Origin of the sequence: Caballeronia sp. GAFFF2, assembly GCF_023631485.1 — a bacterium.
Classification (GTDB): Bacteria; Pseudomonadota; Gammaproteobacteria; order Burkholderiales; family Burkholderiaceae; genus Caballeronia.
Genome location: NZ_JALQDA010000006.1, coordinates 251189 through 274404, shown reverse-complemented (window position 1 = coordinate 274404; position 23216 = coordinate 251189). Strand labels below are relative to the sequence as shown.

Sequence of the window (23216 nt, the reverse complement as noted above, 5' to 3'; positions counted from 1 at the left end):
CGCGGTTGCGGCAGCTTCGCGCCGCACCTCGCGCGGCTGTGCAGAACTCGTTTCGTCGGTGATTTCGTCGCGTTACCCTGACTGCGCAGCTTCTGAGGAGAACCCGACGTGACGACTTCCGGATCGGCCCGCCCCGCGCGCCGCAACGCTCTATCGCCTGACTCTTCCGCCGACGCATCGAGCGCGGCCCATGCAACCGGCGCCTCGTCGTCAGCGATGCCAACGTCAGCGACGCCAATCATTCGCACGACGAAAGCGGCCAGTGCCGTGAAGGCATCGAAGGCGAGTGTGGCTCCAAAGGCCGCGCCGGTTCCCAAGAAGGCGAGCGTCAAAACGGCCATCAATGGCGCCGAACGGCCGAAGCCGACCAGCCGCACGCGCGACGACAAGGACCGTCCGCTCTTCGAAGACATCCGCTATCTTGGCCGCCTGCTCGGCGACGTGTTGCGCGAACAGGAAGGCGACGCCGTCTTCGACCTCGTCGAAGCCATTCGTCAGACCGCCGTCAAATTTCGCCGCGAGGACGACAACGAAGCGTCGCAAGCGCTGGAAAAGCGTCTGCGTGCTTTATCGCCGGAACAGACGGTCAGCGTGGTGCGCGCGTTCAGCTATTTCTCGCATCTGGCGAATATCGCGGAAGACCGGCATCACAATCGGCGGCGGCGGATTCACGCGCTCGCCGGTTCGACTTCGCAGCCGGGCACCATCGCCTACGCCATCGAGCGCATGCGCGAGCAGTCCAACGTCAGCAAAACACGCAAGGTGCTGGAAAAGTTCTTCGATGCCGCGCTCATCGTGCCCGTGCTCACCGCGCATCCGACGGAAGTGTCGCGAAAGAGCATTCTCGATGCGCAACACGACATCGCGCGCCTGCTTGCCGAACGCGATCAAGAACTGACAGCGCGCGAACGCGCGCACAACGAAGCCGTCCTGCGGGCGCGCGTGACCTCGCTCTGGCAAACGCGCATGTTGCGCGAGTCGCGCCTTTCGGTCGCCGATGAAATCGAGAACGCGCTTTCGTACTATCGCGCGACTTTTCTGGAGGAAATTCCCGCGCTTTACGCCGATATCGAGGAAGCGCTCGCTGAACACGGCCTGCCCGCGCGGCTGCCGCCGTTCTTCCAGATGGGAAGCTGGATTGGCGGCGACCGCGACGGCAATCCGAACGTCACCGCCGCCACGCTGGAAAACGCCATCACGCGGCAAGCAACGGTCATCTTCGAACACTATCTGGAACAGGTGCACAAGCTCGGCGCGGAGTTGTCCGTGTCGAATCTGCTCGCCGGATCGAGCGAAGCCTTGCAGGCGCTCGCGGATACCTCGCCGGACCAGTCGCCGCATCGCACGGACGAACCATATAGGCGCGCGCTGATCGGCATCTATACGCGAATCGCGGCGAGCGCGCGCGTGCGGCTGGGTGAAGGCGTGGTCGCGGTGCGCAGCGCGGGACGCGGCGCGGCGCCAATTCGCGCGACGCCTTATGGCGATAGCTCGGAATTCACGCGCGATCTTCATGTGCTGATCGATTCGCTCGCGCAACATCATGGCGGCTCGCTTGCGCTGCTGCGGCTCGCGCCGCTCACGCGCGCTTCGGAAGTGTTCGGCTTTCACCTGGCGAGCATCGACTTGCGGCAGAGCTCGGATATCCACGAAGCGGTGATCGCGGAGTTGCTTTCGCGCGCGGGCGTCGAAGCCGACTATGCGGCGCTTTCCGAGGAAGACAAGCGCGCCGTGTTGCTCAGGGAACTTGCGCAGCCGCGTCCGCTGCGTCTTCCTTATGCCGATTACTCCGATCTCGCGAAGAGCGAACTCGGCGTGCTCGAAGGCGCACGCGTGACGCGCGAGAAGTTCGGCAAGCGCGCGGTGCGCAACTACATCATCTCGCACACGGAGACCGTGAGCGACTTGCTCGAAGTCATGTTGCTGCAGAAGGAAACCGGCGTGCTGCACGGTTGCCTCGGCAGCAAGGACAATCCCGCGCGCGATGGCGTGATGGTGATTCCGCTCTTCGAGACCATCGCCGACTTGCGCAATGCGCCGGTCATCATGGGCGAGTTCTTCAAGCTGCCGGGCATCGACGCGCTCATCGAAAATCAGGGCAACGAGCAGGAGGTCATGCTCGGCTATTCGGACAGCAACAAGGACGGCGGCTTCTTGACGTCCAACTGGGAGCTGTATCGCGCGGAACTGGCGCTCGTCGCGCTGTTCAAGCAACGCGGCACGACCTTGCGTCTCTTCCACGGCCGGGGAGGCACGGTGGGACGCGGCGGCGGCCCAACCTATCAGGCGATTCTGTCGCAGCCGCCCGGCACGGTCGATGGGCAAATCCGTCTCACCGAGCAAGGCGAAGTCATTTCGAGCAAGTTCGGCAATCCGGAAATCGGGCGGCGCAATCTGGAAACGGTGGTGGCGGCGACGCTCGAGGCATCGCTTCTGCCGCACGAGAACGCGCCCGCGCAATTGCCGCTATTCGAAGCGACGATGCAAACGCTCTCCGATTCCGCGATGGCCGCGTACCGCGCGCTCGTGTACGAAACTCCCGGCTTTACCGATTACTTCTTCGCCTCGACGCCGATCGCCGAGATTGCCGAACTGAACATCGGCAGCCGGCCGGCATCGCGCAAGCTGCAGGACCCGAAGCAACGCAAGATCGAAGATTTGCGCGCCATTCCGTGGGGCTTTTCGTGGGGCCAATGCCGCCTGCTGCTGACGGGCTGGTTCGGCTTCGGCAGCGCGGTGACGGCTTATCTCGATTCGGCCGACTCGGACGCGGAACGCGCGAAGCGCCTCGGCACCTTGCGCAAGATGCACAAGACGTGGCCGTTCTTCACGAATCTGCTTTCGAACATGGACATGGTGCTTGCGAAGACCGATCTCGCGGTGGCGTCGCGTTATGCGCAGCTCGTCGCGGACAAGAAGCTCAGGAAGCGCGTGTTCGATCGCATCGTCGCGGAGCACGAGCGGACCGGCAACGTGCTCGCGGAAATCACCGGCAAGGGCGAGCGCCTCGCTGACAATCCGCTGCTCGCGCGCTCGATCAAGAACCGTTTTCCGTACCTCGATCCGCTCAATCACTTGCAGGTGGAACTGCTCAAGCGGCATCGCGCGGGCGATCAGAACGTACGGCTGCGGCGCGGGATTCATTTGACGATCAACGGGATTGCGGCGGGCCTGCGTAATACGGGTTGATCGATGCGCCCGGCAACGGGCATTGCATCTTTCACGTGCCACGAATCACGCCATGTGTTCGTGGCACGTTTGTTTAAGTAGCCCTTGCGGCATCCGAGCGGCGCTCAGTCGCGCCGCTTGCCTTCGATCATCAACGCATCCAGCTCGAACGAGAAGTCGTCGCCGGCCTTGAAGTATTCGCGCACTTCGTCGGGCGCGGCCGCCCACATCGATTTGATCGCCGTCACGCGTTCGGGTGGCGTTCTCATGCGTGTCACCCACGAATCGAATTCCAGGCCGATACGCCAGCGCTCGGTCACGTTCGCGTCGAAGCCGGCGGTATCGAGCATGGCGATCCACTCGTCGGCGCGATAGTCGCGGATATGCGATGCATCGCGCAACAGTTCGATTGCCTGAATGTGCGTGTCGTACAGCGGATCGTCGGCGCCCGCGATATCGATGAATTTCAGCCGGCCGCCCGGCTTGAGCACGCGCCGCACTTCGGCCAGCGCGCGCGGCACGTCGCGCCAGTGATGCGCGCTCATGCGGCTCACCACCCAGTCGAACGAGGCGTCGGCGAATGGCAGCGACTCGGCGGCGCCCTGTTGCGTGCGGATCGTGGCAAGGCCGCGTTCCTTCGCGGCGGCATCGACCGTGGCCAGCATTTGCGGGGCGATGTCGTACGCCACGACCTCGCGCACGTGCGGCGCCACCGCGAAACTCGCGTGACCCGCGCCGCATCCCATGTCCAGCACGGTCGCGTTGCCGCACGTCGCGGCAAAAGTCGCGGCGAGATTTTGCAGATCGGCGCCGCTCGCGTGAACCTGGCTTGTGAGATAGGCGGCGGCGGTGCTGCCGAACGCATCGGCTACCTGGTCGTGGTGTTTCATCGGTATGGCTCCGGAATGTTCTTTGGGGACGACCGGGCGGTTCCTGAGCCGCCCGGCCTGCCGCTACAATAGAGCCCGCCTTGTACCAGTACAAGTTGACTGTTTATTCTGGTATCGACATTACCCGCCACGCCTCATGAAAACAACCCCGAAGACCGAATCCAGGGAAGCTGTCGATATCCCCGCACGCGCGCTCGGCGAATTCATCCGGGCGCATCGTGAACGGCTTTCGCCGCAGTCCGTCGGTTTGCCGCCGGGGCCGCGCCGCCGCACGCCGGGGCTGCGCCGCGAGGAAGTCGCCGCGTTGTGCGGCGTCAGCCCGACCTGGTACACGTGGATCGAGCAGGGCCGGCCGGTTTCCGCCTCGGCGGATGCGCTCGCGCGTATCGCCGTCGCATTGCAGTTGTCGCGGGCCGAACGCGCGTATCTCTTCGAACTGGCCGAGGAACGCGATCCCGCCGAGCCCGATCCCACCGCGCAGGACGTGCCCGCCGCGCTCTTGCAGAGCGTCGGGCTGATCGGCGCGCCGGCCTACGTGCTCGACCGCCAGTGGAATGCGCTGCGCTGGAACGCGCACGCGTCAGAACTGTTCGTCGGCTGGCTCGATGGCGAACACGACCGCAACTTGCTCGCCTACACGTTCACCTCGCCGGTGGCGCGCGCGTTGATCGTCGATTGGGACACGCGCGCGCGCCGTCTTGCCGCCGAGTTTCGCGCCGATTCCATCCGTCACCTCAACGACGCGCCCACGCGCACGCTGATCGACGCGCTCGGCGCCGCCAGCGATGCCTTCGCGCGCTACTGGGCGTCGCAGGACGTGTTCGAGCGCGAAGGCGGCGAACGCGCGTTCGATCATCCGTCGCGCGGACGACTCGTGTTCAACCAGATCACCTTCAAGCCCGCGCATCGCGAAGATCTGAAGCTCGTGATCCTCGTCGGCAACGACTGAGGCAGCAGGCGCCGAATGTTAAAATCTTCGACTTCCGGCTTGCCGCTTTAGCCGCCTCATTCGCCTCAACCGCCAATCACATCACCATGACGTCCCAACTGCACAAAAAAGGCGAAGCCTGGTCGGCTCGCTTCTCCGAGCCCATGTCGGATCTCGTCAAACGCTATACGTCGTCGGTGTTCTTCGACAAGCGGCTCGCTCTCGTCGACATTCAAGGCTCGCTCGCGCACGCGTCGATGCTTGCGGCGCAGAAGATCATCGGCGCGGACGACCTCGCCGCCATCGAGCGCGGCATGGCGCAGATCAAGGGCGAAATCGAGCGCGGCGAGTTCGAGTGGAAGCTGGACCTGGAAGACGTGCACCTGAACATCGAGGCGCGGCTGACCGCGTTGATCGGCGACGCCGGCAAGCGCCTGCACACCGGCCGCTCGCGCAACGATCAGGTCGCAACCGACATTCGCCTGTGGCTGCGCGGCGAGATCGACCGTATCAACGAACTGTTGAAGGACCTGCGAAGCGCGCTCATCGACATGGCCGAGAAGCACGCCGACACCATCATGCCGGGCTTCACGCATTTGCAAGTGGCGCAGCCCGTGACCTTCGGGCATCACCTGCTCGCTTATGTCGAAATGTTCTCGCGCGACGCCGAGCGCATGCGCGACTGCCGCACGCGCGTGAACCGCCTGCCGTTGGGTGCGGCGGCGCTCGCGGGCACGAGTTATCCGATCGACCGTCACGCGGTGGCGAAGACGCTCGGCTTCGATGGCATCTGCGCGAATTCGCTCGATGCCGTCTCCGACCGCGACTTCGCCATCGAATTCACGGCGGCCGCCGCGCTCGTCATGACGCACGTCTCGCGCTTTTCCGAAGAACTGGTGTTGTGGATGAGTCCGCGCGTCGGTTTCATCGATCTCGCGGATCGTTTCTGCACCGGCTCGTCGATCATGCCGCAAAAGAAAAACCCCGACGTGCCCGAACTCGCGCGCGGCAAGACAGGCCGCGTGAACGGTCATTTGATGGCGCTGCTCACGCTGATGAAAGGCCAGCCCCTCGCTTATAACAAGGACAATCAGGAAGACAAGGAGCCGCTTTTCGATACCGTCGATACGGTCGCCGACACATTGCGCATTTTCGCGGAAATGGCGGCGGGCATTACCGTCAAGCCGCAGGCCATGCGCGCGGCCGCGCTGCAAGGTTTCTCGACGGCCACCGATCTCGCGGACTATCTCGTGAAACGTGGCCTGCCCTTTCGCGACGCACACGAAGCCGTGGCGCATGCGGTGCGCATCTGCGTGGATCGCGAATGCGATATCGCCGATTTGTCGCTCGATGAAATGAAGCAGGAACTGCCGAACGTCGCGCATCTGATTGGCGACGATGTCTTCGAATATCTCACGCTCGAAGGTTCGGTCGCGAGCCGCGATCATGCGGGCGGCACCGCGCCGGATCAGGTGCGTGCGGCCGCCAAGGCGGCGCGTGCGGCGCTTGGCTGATCGAGCCGGACCATGCTTCGAATCGGACCCATTCGTGGGTCCGTTTTTTTGGGAACGCCGGTTTTTATCACGCCGTGCGAAACACTGCATGGTTCAAATGAGCGCATGAAATGGGAGCGAACCTATCCGCCTTGGCGTAGCCCGCAAGCATGATGAGAGACACTTTTTTGCCTTCGGGAATCATCATGCACAAGCGCAATTTTCGCAGTACCGCATTGGCTGCGCTCGTTGCGGCGGAAGCGCTTTCCGGCACGTCCGCCTCATATGCCGAGCGCAAAAGCTCACAACTAGAAGTCACGTTGACCATCCACAATGCCTGCTCGATCGTCAGCGGTTCGGAAACGGCAGATCCGATTGAGATGCTTTCCGGTGCGAATGCCCGAACGTCCATCAAGGTGGATTGCACGGGAAAACAAACGCCCTACGGCGTTTCCGTCATGAGCGAACTGCATGCGAGCACCGCCGTCTCCAGGCAAGCAACAGCACAGGCCGCGACGGCAGCTTACGGCGATGCTCGAAAGACGATCGGCGTTGCCGCGGAACCGCAATCGTCAGCGATAAACTCCGAGACCACGCCGCTGGTCAAGTTCGTGACCGTCGAGTTTTGATATTCGCGGGGCGCCAATCGTGCGCACGATACGACTTGCAAGACAACGCTCGATTCATTGGAAAGCGATGCAATGCAGGTCGAGTGTTTTGCCCTACACGCTTTAGATGCCCAACAATCCCGATTTAAATTCACAAATATAAAACGACGGGTCTCGGATGTTCTTCCGGCTTCACCGCATCTGCTTCATCGTCTTCCCGACTGAAGGCATCTGCTAAACGGTGGCAGCTTTCTTTGTAACGCAAGCATCGTCATGGTTCGAGATTGCATTCGCAGTTTCGCCTGGATCGTTCGTATTTGCTTCGCTTCTCTCAACGAGTTCCTTGAACGAATCGACGTCATTCTCACAAGAAAAAAACGTCAAGGAAAACATGCTCCGTCTACCCTTAAAAATTTTTCCGTAGGAAACCTAATATCCGATTTTCGGCTTGCCTCGCCTTGGTCGCTGGATTATCAATGATCGCACGAGCCCTATAAGAGAGGGTTTGACGACAGTTCAGTCAGCGCAAATGAGTCGCGGATCGAAACGAACCAAACAAACCGAGTAAGGAGGCCGTTCTCATGAATCGCCTTGGCATGAAGTCGAAGACTACTGCGCTGACGCTGGCTGCGCTCGTCGCTTATTCAATCAATGCGTTAAGCGCCGAATGGCAGGAAGGTGCGACCTACGCGGCGGGCGCGACCGTCACCTACAACGGGCGCACATACCAGGCTCTTCAGGCGCATACGGCTTATCCAGGCGCTGGGTGGACTCCGGCCAGCACGCCGACCTTGTGGCGCGATGTGAGCGCGGCTACGCCTACGCCAGCACCATCGCCCACGCCTGCGCCTGCGCCTGCGCCGACACCCGCTCCGACTCCTGCGCCAACTCCCGTACCAACCCCGACGCCGACTCCAACGCCAACACCCTCTGCCACTCCGACACCTTCGGCTTGCTTCGCTGCGTGGTCGGCATCGCAGGTTTATGCACAGACGGGTACGCGCGTCACGGCCAATGGACGCAATTACAGAAACAAGTGGTGGACCCAAGGCGACAACCCGACGCAGTCCGGACAGTACGGCGTATGGGAAGACATAGGCGCATGCTCGGGAAGTCCGACGCCGACACCGGCGCCAGCGCCAGTTCCAACGCCGACGCCGACGCCAGCACCAACACCAACACCAACACCAACGCCGGTTCCGACGCCGACGCCAACACCAACACCGGTTCCGACCCCAACGCCGACACCGACACCAACGCCGGTTCCAACACCAGCACCAACACCGGTCCCGACTCCTACGCCGGCACCCGTGCCGACACCGGTCCCGACGCCTACGCCGGCGCCTACGCCTACTCCTGCGCCAACACCAACACCAACGCCCACGCCCGCTCCCGCCGGCGCGCGTGAAGTCGGCGCGTACTTCGCGCAATGGGGAATCTACGACCGCAACTACAAGGTCAAGGATGTCGACACATCGGGCTCGGCGAAGCTGCTCACGTTTATCAACTACGCATTCGGCAACGTTTATCAGAAGAACGGCGGCTACGAGTGCGGCATCATCAACAAGGCAGAACCGGGTGCGACCAACGAAAATGCCCCGGACGCAGGCACCGGCGGCGACGCCTGGGCCGACTACCAAAAAGGCTTCTCGGCGAACGAATCGGTCAACGGCAAGAGCGATGCATGGGACTGGCCCTATGGCGATCCACGTCAGGGCAAGTCCGGTCCGCTCAAGGGTAACTTCAATCAGCTCAAGCTATTGAAGGACAAGTACCCCAACGTGCGCATGATCATTTCGCTCGGCGGATGGACCTGGTCGAAGTGGTTCAGCAAGGCCAGCGCCACCGATGCGCTGCGCAAGCAGCTCGTCTCGTCGTGCATCGATGTCTATATCAAGGGCAACGTGCCCTTCGATGCTGCCTCGAACGCGGGCGGAGATGGCGTCGCAGCGAACGTGTTCGACGGCATCGACATCGACTGGGAATTTCCCGGTGGCGGCGGTCAGCCCTACAACACGTACGACGTCAAGGACAAGGAGAACTACACGCTTCTCCTGACGGAATTCCGCAAGCAACTCGACGCCATGGGCGCGCAAAACGGCAAACGCTATCTGCTGACGGTCGCCATCGGCGCGGGTGGCGACAAGATCGCCAGCACGAACCCGGGCGACTACAGCAAGCCGCTCGACTGGATCAACGTGATGACGTACGACTATCACGGCGGATGGGAAAGCACCGGCCCGACGGACTTCCAGTCGCATTTGTATCCGGACCCGGCCAGCCCGAACATGGCGGGCGCTCCCGGCAACACCTATTACACCGATGCCGCCATCCAGGCCTTGCTGAAAGCGGGAGTGCCGTCGTCGAAGATCGTTCTCGGCATTCCGTTGTATGGGCGCGGCTGGACCGGCGTCACGCCGGGACCGAAGGGAGACGGGCTCTATCAGAAAGCCACCAAGACAGCGCCCGGGAAGTACGAGGCCGGCATCCAGGACTACCGGCTCTTGAAGAGCGCCGCAGGCACGGTGTACGAGCATCCGGTGACGAAGCAGTCGTACAAGTTCGACGGCACGACTTTCTGGTCCTACGACTCGCCCACCACGATCCGCGTCAAGAACGCCTACGTGAAGCAGTTCAGTCTGCGCGGTGTCTTCGGCTGGGAGCTGGACGGCGACGCCGCCAACGCGGAACTGCTGAGCGTCATGAGCGAAGTCAACAAGTGATCGGCCGCGCGACTGCGCCCGGTGCGTGACGCCGGGCGCAGACGATGCGCAGTGCAATGAATCGGGGGCAGCCATGCAGGATCGATTGACGAATGCCGCGTTCTCGACGGCCGCTGTGTCGAAAACGAAACTCTCCCGGCACAATCTCGGCTGGCGCGGGCGCGGCTTTACCTTGCTCGAGTTGCTGGTGGTGCTGCTCATCATCGCGCTCCTGGCGGGCTATGTCGGCCCGAAGCTCTTCGGTGAAGTCGGCAAGGCGCGCTCCAAGACAGCGGCGACGCAGATCAAGGGTATCGAAGACGCGCTCGATCGATACCGTCTGGACACCGGCCACTTTCCCGGCACCGACGCCGGGCTTCAGGCGTTGATGAGCAACGTCGGCAACACCTCGGGCTGGGAAGGTCCGTACATGAGCAGCGCCATTCCGAACGATCCGTGGGGCAAGCCGTACGTCTACCGCTCGCCCGGCGAGAACGGCAAGGACTACGACCTCATGACCTACGGCGCCGACGGCAAGCCCGGCGGTTCGGGCGAGGACGCGGACATCATCGGCAAATGATGGATTCGGCGGCAGTCATGCGATATCGCGTGCGGGTCGAGTCCGACGGCGGCCAGCAGGAACTGGAGCTCGATGCAGCGGACGAAACGCAGCTTCGGCAGAACATGGCCGACATGGGTTTGTCGCTGATCGAAGCGACACCCGTGGAAAAGAAGACGCGCGGCCTCTCGTTGCGCAAGCCCGTATTCGAGCGCGCGCTCTTTACGCAGGAACTGATCGCGCTTCTGGAAGCGGGCCTGAGTCTCGTCGAAACGGTCGAGACGTTGCGCGACAAAAGCAAGGAAGGCCTCAACCGGACGGTGCTGCAAGGCATCGTCACCGCGCTTTACGAAGGCGAGCCGTTGTCGCGGGCGCTCGAGCGTCAAACCGAACATTTCCCGCCGCTGTATGTCGCGACCGTGGCATCGGCGGAACAGACGGGGCATCTTTCCGAGGCGCTCAAGCGCTATCACCACTACGACGCGCGGCTCGCGGCGGTGCGCAAGAAAGTGGTGTCGGCCATGGTGTATCCGTCCATCGTGATCGCCACGGGCGCGTTCATCATCCTGTTCCTCGCGTTCTACGTGATTCCGAAGTTCAGCCAAGTGTTCGCGTCGATGAAAGACATCCCCTTCTCCGCCCGCATGATGCTCGCCTGGGGCAACCTCGTCGCCGAGCACGGCGGCGTGCTGCTCGCGGGCATCGTGGCCGCGCTCGCCGGCGCGATCATGGCGCTGCGCAACGAGAAGGTGCGCGGCAGGTTGTTCGGCGCGGTGCTGCGCCTGCCCAAGCTCGCGGATTACCAACGGCTCTTCGCCCTGACACGGTTTTACCGGACGCTCGGCCTGTTGCTCGCGGGCGGCATGTCGATGGTCGCGGCGCTCGAACTCTCCGCGCAATTGCTGCCTTCGCTGATGCAGTCCGCGCTTGCGCGCGCGCTCGACGAAGTGCGCGCGGGCAAGTCGCTGTCCGGCGCGTTGCCGGCCGCGAATCTCACGACGCCGGTGGCCGAGCGGCTGATCCGCGTCGGCGAGCAGAGCGGCGAGCTGGCCGGCATGGTGACGCGCTCGGCCGAATTCTGCGACGAGGAACTCGACCGCGCGATCGACACGCTGATGCGCGTGGTCGAGCCGGTGCTGATGCTGGTGGTGGGCGGCATCGTCGGGACGATCATCTTTCTGCTCTATATGCCGATTTTTCAGTTGGCCGGAAGCGTGGGATAAGACATGGAACAGACCACCGATACGCCCGCGAAGGCGAACCCCGTGCGCGACCCGCGCCCGAAGCAGCAGCAGTTCTGGGACGAAGCGGAACACGACGGCGCCGACTATCTGAAGAAGGTCACGCAGACCATCGGCCTGCGCGGCTTCGACGCCACCGCGCTCGAAACGCTCGAACCGCGCTTCGACCTCCTGCCGTTCGGCGAAGCCATGTCGCGCCGCTGTCTGCTTGCCGCCGACAGCGACGCGCGCCTGTGGTTCGTGCTTGCCGATCCATTCGATCCGCCGCTGCGTGCCTGGGCGATGCAGCGCGTTAAGAAGCCATTCGCGTTCGCCTTCTGCGTGCCGGGCGAGCTCATGGCGTATCTCGCGCTGCACGAGTCCGCGCATCAGGCGCTCACGCAGGTCAATGTCGACAGCAAGACCGGCAACGCCGCCGCGGCGGGCGTGGAGATCACGCTCGCCACGCTTTCGGCGGACGTGCATCCCGTCATCCGGCTCGTGAATTCGTCGCTGTACGACGCGCTTAGGGCACGCGCCTCGGACATTCATATCGAGAGCACCGCGACGGGTCTCGTCATCAAATACCGCATCGACGGCGTGCTGCAGGAAACGGCGTCCGCGCCCGGCACCGATGTCGCGGAGCAAGTGCTCTCGCGGCTCAAGGTCATGGCGGAGCTCGATATCGGCGAGCGGCGCATTCCGCAAGACGGCCGCTTCAAGGCGTTCATCAATCAGCGCGAGATCGATTTTCGTGTGTCGATCATGCCGTCGATTCACGGCGAGGACGCGGTGCTGCGCGTGCTCGACAAGCAGCGCGGCGATGCAAACAGCACGACGCTGCGTCTGGACGGACTCGGACACGACCCAAACACGGTAGCGTCGATTCGCTCGATCGCGCGCGAGCCCTACGGCCTGTTGCTCGTGACGGGCCCGACTGGTTCGGGCAAGTCGACCACGCTCTACGCCACGCTCACCGAAATCAACACGGGCGACGAGAAGATCATCACGATCGAGGACCCCGTCGAATACGAACTCGCGGGCGTGCTGCAGATTCCGATCAACGACAAGAAAGGGCTCACCTTCGCGCGCGGCCTGCGTTCGATCTTGCGGCACGATCCCGACAAGATTCTCGTGGGCGAGATCCGCGACGGCGAAACCGCTGGCATCGCCGTGCAGGCCGCGCTCACGGGACATCTGGTCCTGACCTCGGTGCACGCGAACAACGTGTTCTCCGTGCTGGATCGCTTCCTTCACATGGGCGTCGACATGCACAGCTTCGTCGATGCGCTGCTCGGCGCCGTCGCGCAACGGCTCATGCGCAAGAACTGTCCGCATTGCGTGCGCGACGACGAGGTGCCCGACGACGCCACGCTGCTTGCCTCCGCGCTCACGCGCGAGCAGGTTGCGCATTGGCGCTTTCGCCGTGGCGCGGGCTGCGAGGCATGCCGCCGGACGGGCTATCTCGGGCGTCAGCCGATTGCGGAAGTGCTGCGCATGAACGACGCGATCAAGCAGTGCTTCGTGGAACGGCGGCCGTTGATCGAACTGAAGCAACTCGCGAATCGAAGCGGTTTCGTGCCGATTCGCCAGATCGCCCTGCGCGCGGTCGCGGATGGCCGCACGACGCTCGCGGAAGTCAACCGCGTCACGATCGTCGAACCGGCATAGCGGAGACGGAACATGTCACGTTGGTCGGATCTGGTCGGAGCGATGAGCGCCGTCGCGAAGCGCCCTTCGAGGCGCACGGGCACGGCCCGCGCGGGCGCTTTCATGCCGCGCGTGACGCTATGGGTCGATGGCGAACGCGTGCGAGAGTCCGGCGTCGCGAGCAACGTGAATACCGAAGCCCTTACGACGCCGGGCGACACGGCGGCCGCGCTCAAGGCCATCGAGGCGCTCGCGCCGAAGCCCGCGCGACCTGGGCTGCACGGCCTGCGCGTGGTCGTCGGCGCGCCGTTCGTGCGCTATTACGCGCTGCCGTGGCGGCCGCATCCCAAGCCGGAGCAATGGGTGTCGATGGCGCGCATGCAGGCCGTGCAGGCGGGCGCGGGCGCCGAGCCGTGGCGCTACGCCGTCACCGATGGCGCGTGGCAACAAGGCCGCCTCGCCGCCGCGATGCCCGAGGCGCTGTGCGCGGGCATCGAGCGCTTATGCAAGACGCGACGGCTGCAATTGCTCGGTATCGAGCCGGGCTTTACCTTCTCCATGCAAAAGCATGCGCCGCACATTCGCGACGGCAACATCGCCGTCGTGGAACTGGAGCAGGCGGCAAGCGGCGCGGCCATCGCGCATATCGGCTTGCGGCGCGGCGGCGGCTGGAGCGGCTTCATCGCGCTGCCGGTGGCGGGCCCGCTCGACGACGTGCTGCGCGACGCCTTCGTGCTCGCCGCCACCGAGCCGCCCGAGCGCTGTTACGCCATCGGGCCGGGCGCAGCCGATCCCTGGGTCGCGGATGCAACGCTCGTCGAATGGCTTGCCGCGCCATGGGAGGCTTCGCCATGAAAGCGCCCGCCATCGACCTGCATCGGGCCAATCGTCCGGGCGTGGCGACCGGGCTGATTGCGCTCGCCCTCGGCGTCGTCGTGCTGTTCGTGACGATGCAGTATCGCGACAAGCTCAAGGAGCAAGGCGCCGCGCTCGATGAACGCGAAGCGTCGGTCGCGCAGGAGGAGAAACGCTTCGAGCGCATTGGCCGGGCGCATCGCGGCACGCGCAATCCCCGCGCGGACGCCTTGATGGCGCAGCAGCGCTATGCGGCGGAACCGGCGCGCAGTCTGATCGAAGGCGGTTGGCAACCGAATATCGCGATGCTCTCGCTCGATATCGTGACCGCATCGCGCACCATCAACATGCAGTTCGAGACGCGCTCGGCGCAGGAAGCGATCTCCTATGCGGACTGGCTGCAGGCGCAGCCCGCCGCCGAAAGCGTCTCGATCAAGCGGCAGAGCGAGAAGCCGGGGCCGCCCGTCAAAACCGTGGAAACCGCGCTTCAGGTGACGTGGCGCCCGTTCGCGACGCAGGCGGCAACGGGCGCGTCGGCGCCGGATGTGGCCGCGTCTTCCGCCGGAGGTTCCAGATGAGCCGCTGGCTTTGGGAACTGCGCCGCGCGCAGTGGCGGCTCGGCACCTTCGGGCTCTTTGCGCTACTGCTCCTGAGCAGCGCGGCGATCATCGCGCTGGTCGAGATCTTGCCGCTTCGCAACGACATCGCCGCACGCGAGCTCGATCTCGATGCGCGCACCGCGAAGCTGAAACAACCGCCGCCGCCCATGCCGGATGAAGCCGTGGCGCCGAGGAGTCCGGAGCAGCGTTACTTCATTTTCCTGCACAGCCTGCACGCGATCGCCGCGAAGAACGGTATCTCGATGCCGCAAATCACGTATCAGATGGCCGCGCAGGACAAGGATTCGCCCTCCCGCCGCTTTGTCGTCGAGACGTCGTTTTCGAGTCAGTATCTGCAATTTCGTACTTTCTTCTCCGAGTTGCGGACCTTGCCGGGCATTCGCTGCGAGCGGCTCACGCTGTCGCGGCCGAATATCGGCGTGACCGATCTCGAAGTTCGGCTGCAATGTTCGTTCGTCGTGGAGGCGGCCAAGTGAAGCCGCTCGATATGCGAACGCTGAGAATCTCGTGGCCGATAAGCGGGCTGCTCGTCGTGACGCTCGGCTTGATCTTGTTCGTATGGTTTCGCGGGGCGCCCGACGACGAGGCGGATCGTCCTCCGGCGGTGGCCACGAAGGAGCGAGTTTCACGAGCGAGCGCGCCTGCACCGGCAAGTGCGCCGCAAGCCAACGCCGCGCCGGATACCCGCGTTGCCGCCGTGAACATCTTCCCCATGCAGAACTGGCAGCCGCCACCGCCGCCGCCTCCGCCGCCCGAATCCATCAAGCCGCCGCCACCGCCGCCCTTGCCGCCCTTGCCTTTTGTCGTCCGTTCGCTGTGGCTGGACCAGCAAGGCATCTTCTACGTCGTTCTGAGCGGCACCGGACGTGAGTTCCCGCTTTGCATCAACTGCAAGAAAACGGGTTTCCTGCGTAAGGGCGATGTGCTTCTCAACGCCTACAAGATCGAGGACATCAACCGTAAAGAAGTGAGGTTCATGTACTTGCCGTTGAAGCGCCGACAAACGCTGTCGCTCGGAGAACTGAAATGAGCCGGCTCAAAGACATTACGGTCTGGGTCCTGATTCCGCTATTGACGGCGTGCGCGGGCGAGATGCATCGCAAGGATCTGCAGAACCGTCTGGGGACCATGCCGCCCGACGCGCAGCTCGAATTGCTCGCGCAGCAGAGCGCGCAGTATCCCGACGACCTGGAAATCTACAACTGGTATGTGAGCCTGCGTCGCAAGGTTTCGTTGGAGTACTTGCAGCGGGCAAGTGTCGCGTACCGCGCGGGAGATTCGGCCCAGGCGATCGCGTGGGCGAAGAAGGCTCAGGCCGCCGCGCCCGGCGACGACGGGCCGCGCGAGATGATTGCGTGGATCGAGAAGCAGGCGCCCATCGACACCGCCGTGCAATACGCCGAAACGATCTATCAGGATCAACCGGACCAGGCGATGGCGATTCTCAACGACGTGCTCTCGAAGCAGCCCGACAACGCGCGCGCCATCCGTCTGCGCGACCTGCTGCTCGCGCCCAAGGGACAAGACCTCGAACCGAAGCTCAACAAGGACCTCAATCAGCCGATCACGGTGCAGTTCCGGGATCAGCCGCTTATCAGTATCTTCGAGCTGATGTCGAACATTACCGGACTGAACTTCACCTTCGACCGCGAAGTGCAGGCCGCCGCGCCGACGACCATCTTCGCGAGCAACACGCCCGTCAAGCAAGTGATGACGATGGTCCTGCAGGCGAACCAGCTCGCGAGCAAGGTGGTGAGCGGCAACTCGATCCTGATCTACCCGAAGCGGCCCGACAAGGAAACGGAATACAAGGACCTCGTCGTGCGCACGTTCTATCTGCAGAACTCGCAGGCGGCGCAGGTGCTCGCGGCGGTCAAGCAGATGGTCAAGACGCGCGATGCCGTGCTCGACGAACGCACCAACGCGATCATCATGCGCGACGCGCCGGACACCATCAAGGTCGCGGAGCGGATCATCCGCGCGCTCGACGTGACGCCCGCGGAAGTCGTCATCGACGCGCAGATTCTCGAAGTATCGTCATCCGATCTGCTGCAGATGGGCATTTCGTATCCGAATCGTATCGAGTTCGCGCTCATGCCGGACGGGACCAATTCCGATGCCTCGACCCGCGCGCCGGGCACGCTCACCTTGCAGCAACTGCGCAACCTGAACAGCAGCGACGTGCTCGTGAGGATCGGGCCGGTCGGTATCGACATGCTGCAGAACCAGGGCAAAACCAAGACGCTTGCGAACCCGAGCATCCGCGTGAGAAACCGCGAGAAGGCGAAGGTGCTGATCGGCGACCGTCTGCCCGTGGTCACGACGACGCTCTCCAGCAACTTCAGCTCCGAGAGCATCAACTATCAGGACGTGGGCCTCACGCTGGAAGTTGCGCCCGTGATCGTCAACTCGGACGAAGTGCAGGTGAAGTTGCGCATGGAAGTGTCGAACGTTACCGACACGATCACGACGACGACGGGACTGGTCGCCTATCAGATCGGCACTCGCACGGCCGAAACGGTGATGAGCGTGCGCAACAACGAAACGCAGCTGCTCGCGGGTCTCCTGCAGCGCAACGAGCGCGCGTCCGGCTCCGGTTTGCCGGGCCTGAGCCGCATTCCGTTGCTGGACCGGATCTTCGGCACGCGCGCGAACGACCAGCATCAGACGGAGCTCGTGCTGATGCTGACGCCGCGCATCGTGCGCAATCAGGCCATGCCGGCGGGCAATGTCGTGTCCTTCGATTCGGGCACGGAGACGCGCATTTCGACGGAGCGCGACCCGGTCGGACCGAACGCAAGCGTGCGCGTTCCGCCAAGCGGCGCGGGCAGCGCGCCTGCCCTGCCTCCGCCCGTGCCGACGCCTTCCGCGCCGCCGCCCGTAATGGCGCTGCCCGCACCCACGCCGCCGCCACAGCCACCCGCCGCGACCTCGCCGCCGCCCACCCAACCCTAGAAACGTGCAACCAGCCGCGACCATGGACAAGGGCTTCACGATCATCGAGTTGCTCATCACGCTCGCGATCATCGCGGTGCTGGCGATGGTCGCGGCGCCGCTCGTGCAGGTGACCGCGCAACGCAACCGCGAAGATGAATTGCGGCGCGCCCTATGGAGTATTCGCGATGCCATCGATGCTTACAAAGCCGCCGGCGATGCCGGCAAGTTCGATCGTCCGCTCGGCGAAACGGGCTATCCCGCCAAGCTCGACGTACTGGTGGACGGCGAAGTCGACAAGACCAATCCGACTCACGCGCGCATCTTCTTCCTGCGGCGTGTTCCGCGCGATCCGATGTGCGATTGCCCGAGCCGTTCGGATGAACAGACCTGGGGCAAGCGCGCTTATTCGAGTTCCGCCGATTCACCGAGCGAAGGCAACGACGTCTACGACGTCTACTCGCTTTCGGAAGGAACCGGCCTCAACGGCGTCCCTTACCGCAAGTGGTGAGCGTCATGAACAAACGAATGCTGCGCGCTTTCACGCTAATCGAACTGCTGGTCGTTCTGGCGATCATCGCGACCTTGCTCACGCTCGTCGTGCCGCGCTACTTCGGGCAGGCGGAGAAAGCCAAGGAAACCGTGCTGCAGGAGAATCTCGCCGCCATGCGTGATTCCATCGACCGCTTTCGCGGCGATCAGGGGCGCTATCCGCAATCGCTCAACGAACTGGTCGAGCGCCGCTATCTGCGTGAGGTGCCGATGGACCCGGTCGCGCAAAGCCGCACGACCTGGACGACCGAGCCGCCCAACGACGGCACGCCCGGCGTCTATAACGTGCGCAGCGGCGCAAAAGGCAAGGCCAGGGATGGCACCGACTACGGCAGCTGGTAGCGCGCGCGGACGGCATTCGGATCGAGCGCGTCGAGCGTTTGCATCGCGCAAGCGGCAGCATGGTTTCGGCATGTTGTGGGCGCTAATGTGCGTGGCGCTCATCGGCATCTATCTGATGCAGATCGGCACCGTATGGAGCACGCAGATTCAGCGCAACCGCGAATTCGAACTGCTGAAAAAGGGCGATGCGATCCGCAACGCGATTCGTGAGTACGTCAAGGCCGACCCTGGCGGCGCTTTTCCGAAGAGCCTCGATGACCTGTTGCGCGACTCGCGCGCGTCCTTCGTGCGCCGATACCTGCGCGATGCATACACCGACCCGATGACCAACGGCGAATGGCAAACGGTGCGCGGCCCCAACGGCGAGCTGTACGGCGTGTACAGCTCATCGAAGCAAACGCCGCTGAAAACGGATGGCTTCTCCGACGAGGACGCGAGCTTCGCGTTGAAGACGAGCTACGAAGACTGGAAGTTCACGAGCTACCCGGAAATGAGCATGAATCGAAGGTAGTTTTCATATCGGGCCGGCATGTGCAGCTGCTGGCCGTCGCGTTCCAAAAGAGGTGCTGAGATGTTGACCGTTCGTAGAAAGTTGGCGATGCTTCCAGCCGCGTTGCTATTGCATGCCGGCATCGTGTCCGCGCAGGAAGCATGGCGCGAAGGCGCGACCTATGCGGCTGGCGCCACGGTGACTTATAGCGGTCGCGTTTATCAGGCGCAGCAGGCGCATACGGCATATCCGGGCGCGGGATGGTTTCCTGCGACTACGCCGACGCTTTGGAAGGATGTGGGGGCGGCGGGGGCTCCTGCTCCTGCTCCTGCTCCTGCGCCAGTTCCGGCTCCTGTGCCTGCGCCAGCTCCAAAGCCATCTCCAACACCCGCCCCAACGCCAACGCCAACGCCAACGCCAACGCCAACTTCATCGTGCTTTGCAGCGTGGTCTGCTACCCAAGCTTATGCAACACCGGGTACGCGCATAACTTATAACGGCCGCAACTATCGAAATAAGTGGTGGACCCAGGGAGACAACCCGGCGCAATCGGGCGCCTATGGTGCGTGGGAAGATCTCGGTGCGTGTTCTGGCGGCTCACCTTCGCCTACGCCTATGCCAACACCAACACCAACACCAACGCCCGCGCCAACACCAACTCCAACGCTGACGCCCGCGCCTGTACCAGCGCCGACGCCAACACCCGTACCGACACCAACGCCGGCTCCCGCGCCCGTACCCACGCCAACGCCAACACCAACGCCAACACCGGCGCCGACTCCAATCGCATCCTACAAGCCGAAGATCACCTACATCCCCGAACCCACCGGCTATCCGACCGTCGCCCAGTTCAACGCGACCGAGAAGACACTCGTCGATCAGACCAACGGCCAGATCGGCTTGATCCGCGACGCGCTGCGCGTGCTGCCCGATACCGACGTCGATGCCGTCACGCCCGGACGCGCGGCGAATCCATCGAATGTGAAGCGAGTCGAGTCGATCGTAAGCGAAGCGAAGTTCGACCAGCTCTTCCCGGTGCGCAACATCAAATACTCCTACGTCAGCTTCTTGCGCGGGATCGCCAAGTTTCCGGCGTACTGCGGCGATTACACGGACGGACGCGACGCCGCCGCCATCTGCCGCAAGTTGCTCGCCACGTCCTTCGCGCACTTCGTTCAGGAGACGGGCGCCAACTGGCCGTCGCTCACGCCGGCGCAAGTTCGCTCGGGCTATGCGGACCACAACAACGCCGTGCTCGCAAAAATGCCGCAAGACACGGCCATCCCGTTCTGGCAGCAGGCTTTATGGTTCCTTCGCGAGTCGGGCTACGAGGAAGGCTCGGCCGTTGGTGCGTATCAACAATGCGCGCCGGGCTCGCATGCGACCAACTGGATCTTCTTTCCGTGCGCGAAGAACGCGGCAGGCAAGTACCTCGACTACTTCGGGCGCGGCGCCAAGCAATTGTCCTGGAACTACAACTTCGGCCCGTTCTCACAGGCGCTATACGGCGACCCCAACGTGCTGCTCGACGACCCCGGCCGAGTCGCGGATACATGGCTGAACTTCGCCTCTGCGGTATGGTTCGCCGTGACCCCGCAGACGCCCAAGCCGCCGATGACCTGGGCGATCGACGGCACCTGGAAGCCTAATAGCGTCGACGTCGGCAACAACATGAAGCCTGGCTTCGGCGCGACGATCTACATCATCAACGGCGGCATAGAGTGCGGTCAGGGGGGCGCGGAACGCTCGCAAGTCACCAATCGCATCAACGCGTACAAGGAGTTCGCGCGCGAACTCGGCGTCACCATTCCCGCCGACGAACCGCTAGGCTGCGCGAACATGCGCGGTTTCACGGAAGGCTCGGCCGCGGCAATCAAGGCGTATCTGGACAAGGACTATGCGTGGGCCAACGGCAAGCCCGTCACGGGATGCAAGCTCGTCGATTATCAGATGCCGTTCTCGCTTCTCACGCCCGGCGACTACAAGGCCTGCACCGACTACTTCTTCCGCGGCAAGGTTCAATACAACGGGCAGATCGTGATAGACAACACGCAATAGCAACGTCCACGGGCACGCGTTCAACGGTTCGTTCTGGTTGAACGCGCGGCCTGCGAACGACGGCATCGTGCGTCCGATTCCGAAGACCGTGCCATCGTCATTTGCCGCTCTTGTAACGCTCGGTTAACGCCTTGACGCGCGAGACGTAGATTTTCGTCTCGCTGTAGGGCGGCACGCCGTTGTATTTGTCGACGCTCGATTCGCCGCTGTTATAAGCCGCCAACATGAGATCGACGTTGCCGTTGAAGCGCGTTTGCAGCCACGCCAGATAACTCACGCCACCGCGAATATTCTGCGCGGCATCGAAGGGATCGTTGACGTTGAAGCGCAGCGCCGTCGCGGGCATGAGTTGCATGAGCCCTTGTGCGCCCGCGCGTGATATCGCGTTCTTGCGATACGCCGATTCCGCATGAATCACGGCACGAACCAATGCGCTATCGACGCCGAAGGTCGAAGCAGCCGCATCGATTTCACGTTGATATGAACGCAAGTCGAGCTTCAAAGCGGGGATGCCGATGTTCTCTTCGGGCGCGCACAAGCTGCACGTCTCCATGAAGTGCAATTTGATGACTTCGACGTTTTGCGCCACGCCCAGCGGCATCTTCGTGAGGTAATGCCTGACGCCGTCTTCCACGTAGGTATAGACAGGCGTGACGGCTTCGCGCCTCGCAAGACTTGCACGACGCGGTAACGCCACGCTCGATGCCAGCGCGCCCTGATCGCCCGATGCGGCGGCACGGGCTGGCGCAACGCTCGACGCCACCGGCGGATAGGCGGCTTGCCAGATCAGATTCACGCGACTGCATTTCGCGTTGTCGAGATTCTCGCTCGCATAGCGGACGGAATTATCCGCGGCCTCGCATCTCAACATGGAAGCTGCGTTCGCCTGCCTCGTCGACATCACGAGCGCGCAGGCCAGCAGCGTCGATATGGAATGACGCGTGCCGGCTCGCAAGACGAGCGCTACAGTTGAACGTGCGGACATTCAACAAGGATAGTGTGCTTCGGGCTTTCCGCCACGCTTAATCGACGAACCGAGCCGACGAACCAAACCGCCATGCAGTCAGCGTTTCGATTCATTGGTCGATTCACTTCTTTAGCACGATCTTCAATGGCGGATTGTCCAAGGATGCCGTTGTTTTACGCCAGCGTTTGTGCTTCCATGAAAGCTGATTTGCCCAGCGTTCAACCGAGCGTCGGCTTGTCACGCACCGCTCGGGACGAATCGAAACTCTCGCTTTTTGATGACGCCACGATGAGCACGAACCCGCGCTTCGACGCTACATGGAAGAACTGGCTCGACGAGAATATCCGCCGTGGCTGCACGCATCAATCGCTCATCGACGCAATGGTCGCCAGCGCGTTCCATCCGAACGCCGCGCGCTCCATCATCGCGCGTCACATTGCAGGCGATACATCGGATGACGGCGATGATCCGCCCGGTGTGTATCGATACGGCAAGCCCATGCTTCCCGACGGTCGCGTGCTGAGCGCGAGCGATTGCGAAGCGCTAAAGGTATTCACATGCGAGACGCCGGTAGTCGCGCTGTTGGCCGACGTCTTGACCGATGACGAATGCGCGAGGTTGATCGATATCGGCCGCGCGCGGGTGCAGCAGTCATCGGTCGTCGATCCCGACTCGGGCAACGAGATCACTATCGAGGAACGCAAGAGCGAAGGCGCGTTCGTCAACGCATCGACCGATACACTCGTCACCAGGATCGATCGCAGGCTCGCCGAACTCGTGCGGCAACCGATCGAGAACGGCGAGGACCTGCATATTCTGCGCTACGGCATAGGTGGCGAATATCGTCCGCATTTCGACTACTTTCCCGAAGAGCAAGCCGGCAGCCGGCACCACATGCTGCGCGGCGGACAGCGTATTGCAACCGTCATCCTTTATCTCAACGAAGTCGAACGAGGCGGCGATACCACCTTTCCGGACGTCGGCTTGCGCATTCATCCGCGTCGCGGCAGCGCGTTGTATTTCGAGTATGTCAATGACCTCGGTCAAACCGACGCGCGCACGCTGCATGCCGGAACGCCTGTCGAAAAAGGCGAGAAGTGGATTGCCACCAAGTGGATTCGTCAGGGCAGGTTTCGCGCCGAAGCCTGACGCATTCAGATGAGCGATCCACGCCGCGTGT

The 23216-nt window shown here is 63.1% G+C and carries 20 protein-coding genes; 18 read left to right on the top strand and 2 right to left on the bottom strand.

Annotated elements, in window-relative coordinates:
* Window positions 1–108 precede the first annotated feature (108 nt).
* Complete coding sequence (ppc, locus tag NCT04_RS03790) at window positions 109–3189, top strand: phosphoenolpyruvate carboxylase (protein WP_250463644.1); 3081 nt, start codon at window positions 109–111, stop codon at window positions 3187–3189.
* A 104-nt stretch (window positions 3190–3293) separates the two neighbouring features.
* Here ppc and NCT04_RS03785 read toward each other — a convergent pair whose 3' ends face one another.
* Window positions 3294–4058, bottom strand: a complete 765-nt coding sequence (locus NCT04_RS03785) for a class I SAM-dependent methyltransferase (RefSeq protein ID WP_250463642.1) — start codon at window positions 4056–4058, stop codon at window positions 3294–3296.
* Between the two features lie 136 nt (window positions 4059–4194).
* Here NCT04_RS03785 and NCT04_RS03780 point away from each other — a divergent pair, with 136 nt between their 5' ends.
* The 16 genes from NCT04_RS03780 (at window position 4195) to NCT04_RS03700 (ending at window position 21069) form a co-directional block, all read left to right on the top strand.
* A complete protein-coding gene (locus NCT04_RS03780) occupies window positions 4195–5007 on the top strand; it encodes a helix-turn-helix transcriptional regulator (RefSeq protein ID WP_250463640.1) in 813 nt (270 codons plus the stop codon).
* A gap of 86 nt (window positions 5008–5093) precedes the next feature.
* A complete protein-coding gene (gene argH / locus NCT04_RS03775) occupies window positions 5094–6500 on the top strand; it encodes an argininosuccinate lyase (RefSeq protein ID WP_250463637.1) in 1407 nt (468 codons plus the stop codon).
* A gap of 185 nt (window positions 6501–6685) precedes the next feature.
* Window positions 6686–7108: a hypothetical protein gene (locus NCT04_RS03770; RefSeq protein ID WP_250463634.1), complete on the top strand. Its 423-nt coding sequence runs from the start codon at window positions 6686–6688 to the stop codon at window positions 7106–7108.
* 560 nt (window positions 7109–7668) lie between these two features.
* Complete coding sequence (locus NCT04_RS03760) at window positions 7669–9810, top strand: glycosyl hydrolase family 18 protein (protein ID WP_502800651.1); 2142 nt, start codon at window positions 7669–7671, stop codon at window positions 9808–9810.
* A 73-nt stretch (window positions 9811–9883) separates the two neighbouring features.
* Entirely contained in the window at window positions 9884–10369 is a 486-nt protein-coding gene (gspG, locus tag NCT04_RS03755) for a type II secretion system major pseudopilin GspG (protein WP_250463627.1), read from the top strand.
* Window positions 10370–10386: 17 nt separating this feature from the next.
* Complete coding sequence (locus NCT04_RS03750; RefSeq protein WP_250463624.1) at window positions 10387–11571, top strand: type II secretion system F family protein; 1185 nt, start codon at window positions 10387–10389, stop codon at window positions 11569–11571.
* A gap of 3 nt (window positions 11572–11574) precedes the next feature.
* Window positions 11575–13239 (top strand): GspE/PulE family protein, encoded by a 1665-nt coding sequence (locus NCT04_RS03745; RefSeq protein ID WP_250463622.1) that lies wholly within the window; start codon window positions 11575–11577, stop codon window positions 13237–13239.
* Window positions 13240–13251: 12 nt separating this feature from the next.
* Window positions 13252–14073, top strand: a complete 822-nt coding sequence (locus tag NCT04_RS03740; protein ID WP_250463620.1) for a hypothetical protein — start codon at window positions 13252–13254, stop codon at window positions 14071–14073.
* On the top strand, window positions 14070–14651 hold the full coding sequence (locus NCT04_RS03735) for a hypothetical protein (protein WP_244827308.1): 582 nt from the start codon (window positions 14070–14072) through the stop codon (window positions 14649–14651). The genes NCT04_RS03740 and NCT04_RS03735 overlap by 4 nt, the downstream gene beginning before the upstream one ends.
* Window positions 14648–15169 (top strand): hypothetical protein, encoded by a 522-nt coding sequence (locus NCT04_RS03730; protein ID WP_250463618.1) that lies wholly within the window; start codon window positions 14648–14650, stop codon window positions 15167–15169. The genes NCT04_RS03735 and NCT04_RS03730 overlap by 4 nt, the downstream gene beginning before the upstream one ends.
* A gap of 11 nt (window positions 15170–15180) precedes the next feature.
* Window positions 15181–15723 carry a hypothetical protein gene (locus tag NCT04_RS03725; RefSeq protein WP_250463615.1) on the top strand — a complete coding sequence of 181 codons (543 nt, stop codon included), beginning with the start codon at window positions 15181–15183 and terminating at the stop codon, window positions 15721–15723.
* Window positions 15720–17648, top strand: coding sequence for a secretin GspD/PilQ domain-containing protein (locus tag NCT04_RS03720; protein ID WP_250463613.1), 1929 nt, complete (start codon window positions 15720–15722; stop codon window positions 17646–17648). The genes NCT04_RS03725 and NCT04_RS03720 overlap by 4 nt, the downstream gene beginning before the upstream one ends.
* Before the next feature lie 22 nt (window positions 17649–17670).
* Window positions 17671–18138, top strand: coding sequence for a type II secretion system protein (locus NCT04_RS03715; RefSeq protein WP_244827304.1), 468 nt, complete (start codon window positions 17671–17673; stop codon window positions 18136–18138).
* A 5-nt stretch (window positions 18139–18143) separates the two neighbouring features.
* Window positions 18144–18521 (top strand): type II secretion system protein, encoded by a 378-nt coding sequence (locus NCT04_RS03710; RefSeq protein WP_244827303.1) that lies wholly within the window; start codon window positions 18144–18146, stop codon window positions 18519–18521.
* Window positions 18496–19032 carry a type II secretion system protein gene (locus tag NCT04_RS03705; RefSeq protein WP_250463611.1) on the top strand — a complete coding sequence of 179 codons (537 nt, stop codon included), beginning with the start codon at window positions 18496–18498 and terminating at the stop codon, window positions 19030–19032. Before NCT04_RS03710 ends, NCT04_RS03705 begins: the two co-directional genes overlap by 26 nt.
* 18 nt (window positions 19033–19050) lie before the next feature.
* Window positions 19051–21069 (top strand): glycoside hydrolase family 19 protein, encoded by a 2019-nt coding sequence (locus tag NCT04_RS03700; protein WP_502800650.1) that lies wholly within the window; start codon window positions 19051–19053, stop codon window positions 21067–21069.
* 97 nt (window positions 21070–21166) lie between these two features.
* On the opposite strand, the gene NCT04_RS03695 is transcribed toward NCT04_RS03700, so the two are convergent.
* On the bottom strand, window positions 21167–21940 hold the full coding sequence (locus NCT04_RS03695; protein WP_250463607.1) for a lytic transglycosylase domain-containing protein: 774 nt from the start codon (window positions 21938–21940) through the stop codon (window positions 21167–21169).
* A gap of 384 nt (window positions 21941–22324) precedes the next feature.
* Here NCT04_RS03695 and NCT04_RS03690 point away from each other — a divergent pair, with 384 nt between their 5' ends.
* Window positions 22325–23185 carry a 2OG-Fe(II) oxygenase gene (locus tag NCT04_RS03690; protein WP_250463604.1) on the top strand — a complete coding sequence of 287 codons (861 nt, stop codon included), beginning with the start codon at window positions 22325–22327 and terminating at the stop codon, window positions 23183–23185.
* The last annotated feature ends 31 nt before the right edge of the window (window positions 23186–23216 follow it).

Coding starts and splice junctions, on each gene's coding strand:
- NCT04_RS03785 (WP_250463642.1), bottom strand. CDS start 4,058: ATGAAACACCACGACCAGGTAGCCGATGCGTTCGGCAGCACCGCCGCC.
- NCT04_RS03780 (WP_250463640.1), top strand. CDS start 4,195: ATGAAAACAACCCCGAAGACCGAATCCAGGGAAGCTGTCGATATCCCC.
- argH (WP_250463637.1), top strand. CDS start 5,094: ATGACGTCCCAACTGCACAAAAAAGGCGAAGCCTGGTCGGCTCGCTTC.
- NCT04_RS03770 (WP_250463634.1), top strand. CDS start 6,686: ATGCACAAGCGCAATTTTCGCAGTACCGCATTGGCTGCGCTCGTTGCG.
- NCT04_RS03760 (WP_502800651.1), top strand. CDS start 7,669: ATGAATCGCCTTGGCATGAAGTCGAAGACTACTGCGCTGACGCTGGCT.
- gspG (WP_250463627.1), top strand. CDS start 9,884: ATGCAGGATCGATTGACGAATGCCGCGTTCTCGACGGCCGCTGTGTCG.
- NCT04_RS03750 (WP_250463624.1), top strand. CDS start 10,387: ATGCGATATCGCGTGCGGGTCGAGTCCGACGGCGGCCAGCAGGAACTG.
- NCT04_RS03745 (WP_250463622.1), top strand. CDS start 11,575: ATGGAACAGACCACCGATACGCCCGCGAAGGCGAACCCCGTGCGCGAC.
- NCT04_RS03740 (WP_250463620.1), top strand. CDS start 13,252: ATGTCACGTTGGTCGGATCTGGTCGGAGCGATGAGCGCCGTCGCGAAG.
- NCT04_RS03735 (WP_244827308.1), top strand. CDS start 14,070: ATGAAAGCGCCCGCCATCGACCTGCATCGGGCCAATCGTCCGGGCGTG.
- NCT04_RS03730 (WP_250463618.1), top strand. CDS start 14,648: ATGAGCCGCTGGCTTTGGGAACTGCGCCGCGCGCAGTGGCGGCTCGGC.
- NCT04_RS03725 (WP_250463615.1), top strand. CDS start 15,181: ATGCGAACGCTGAGAATCTCGTGGCCGATAAGCGGGCTGCTCGTCGTG.
- NCT04_RS03720 (WP_250463613.1), top strand. CDS start 15,720: ATGAGCCGGCTCAAAGACATTACGGTCTGGGTCCTGATTCCGCTATTG.
- NCT04_RS03715 (WP_244827304.1), top strand. CDS start 17,671: ATGGACAAGGGCTTCACGATCATCGAGTTGCTCATCACGCTCGCGATC.
- NCT04_RS03710 (WP_244827303.1), top strand. CDS start 18,144: ATGAACAAACGAATGCTGCGCGCTTTCACGCTAATCGAACTGCTGGTC.
- NCT04_RS03705 (WP_250463611.1), top strand. CDS start 18,496: ATGGCACCGACTACGGCAGCTGGTAGCGCGCGCGGACGGCATTCGGAT.
- NCT04_RS03700 (WP_502800650.1), top strand. CDS start 19,051: ATGTGCAGCTGCTGGCCGTCGCGTTCCAAAAGAGGTGCTGAGATGTTG.
- NCT04_RS03695 (WP_250463607.1), bottom strand. CDS start 21,940: ATGTTGAGATGCGAGGCCGCGGATAATTCCGTCCGCTATGCGAGCGAG.
- NCT04_RS03690 (WP_250463604.1), top strand. CDS start 22,325: ATGAGCACGAACCCGCGCTTCGACGCTACATGGAAGAACTGGCTCGAC.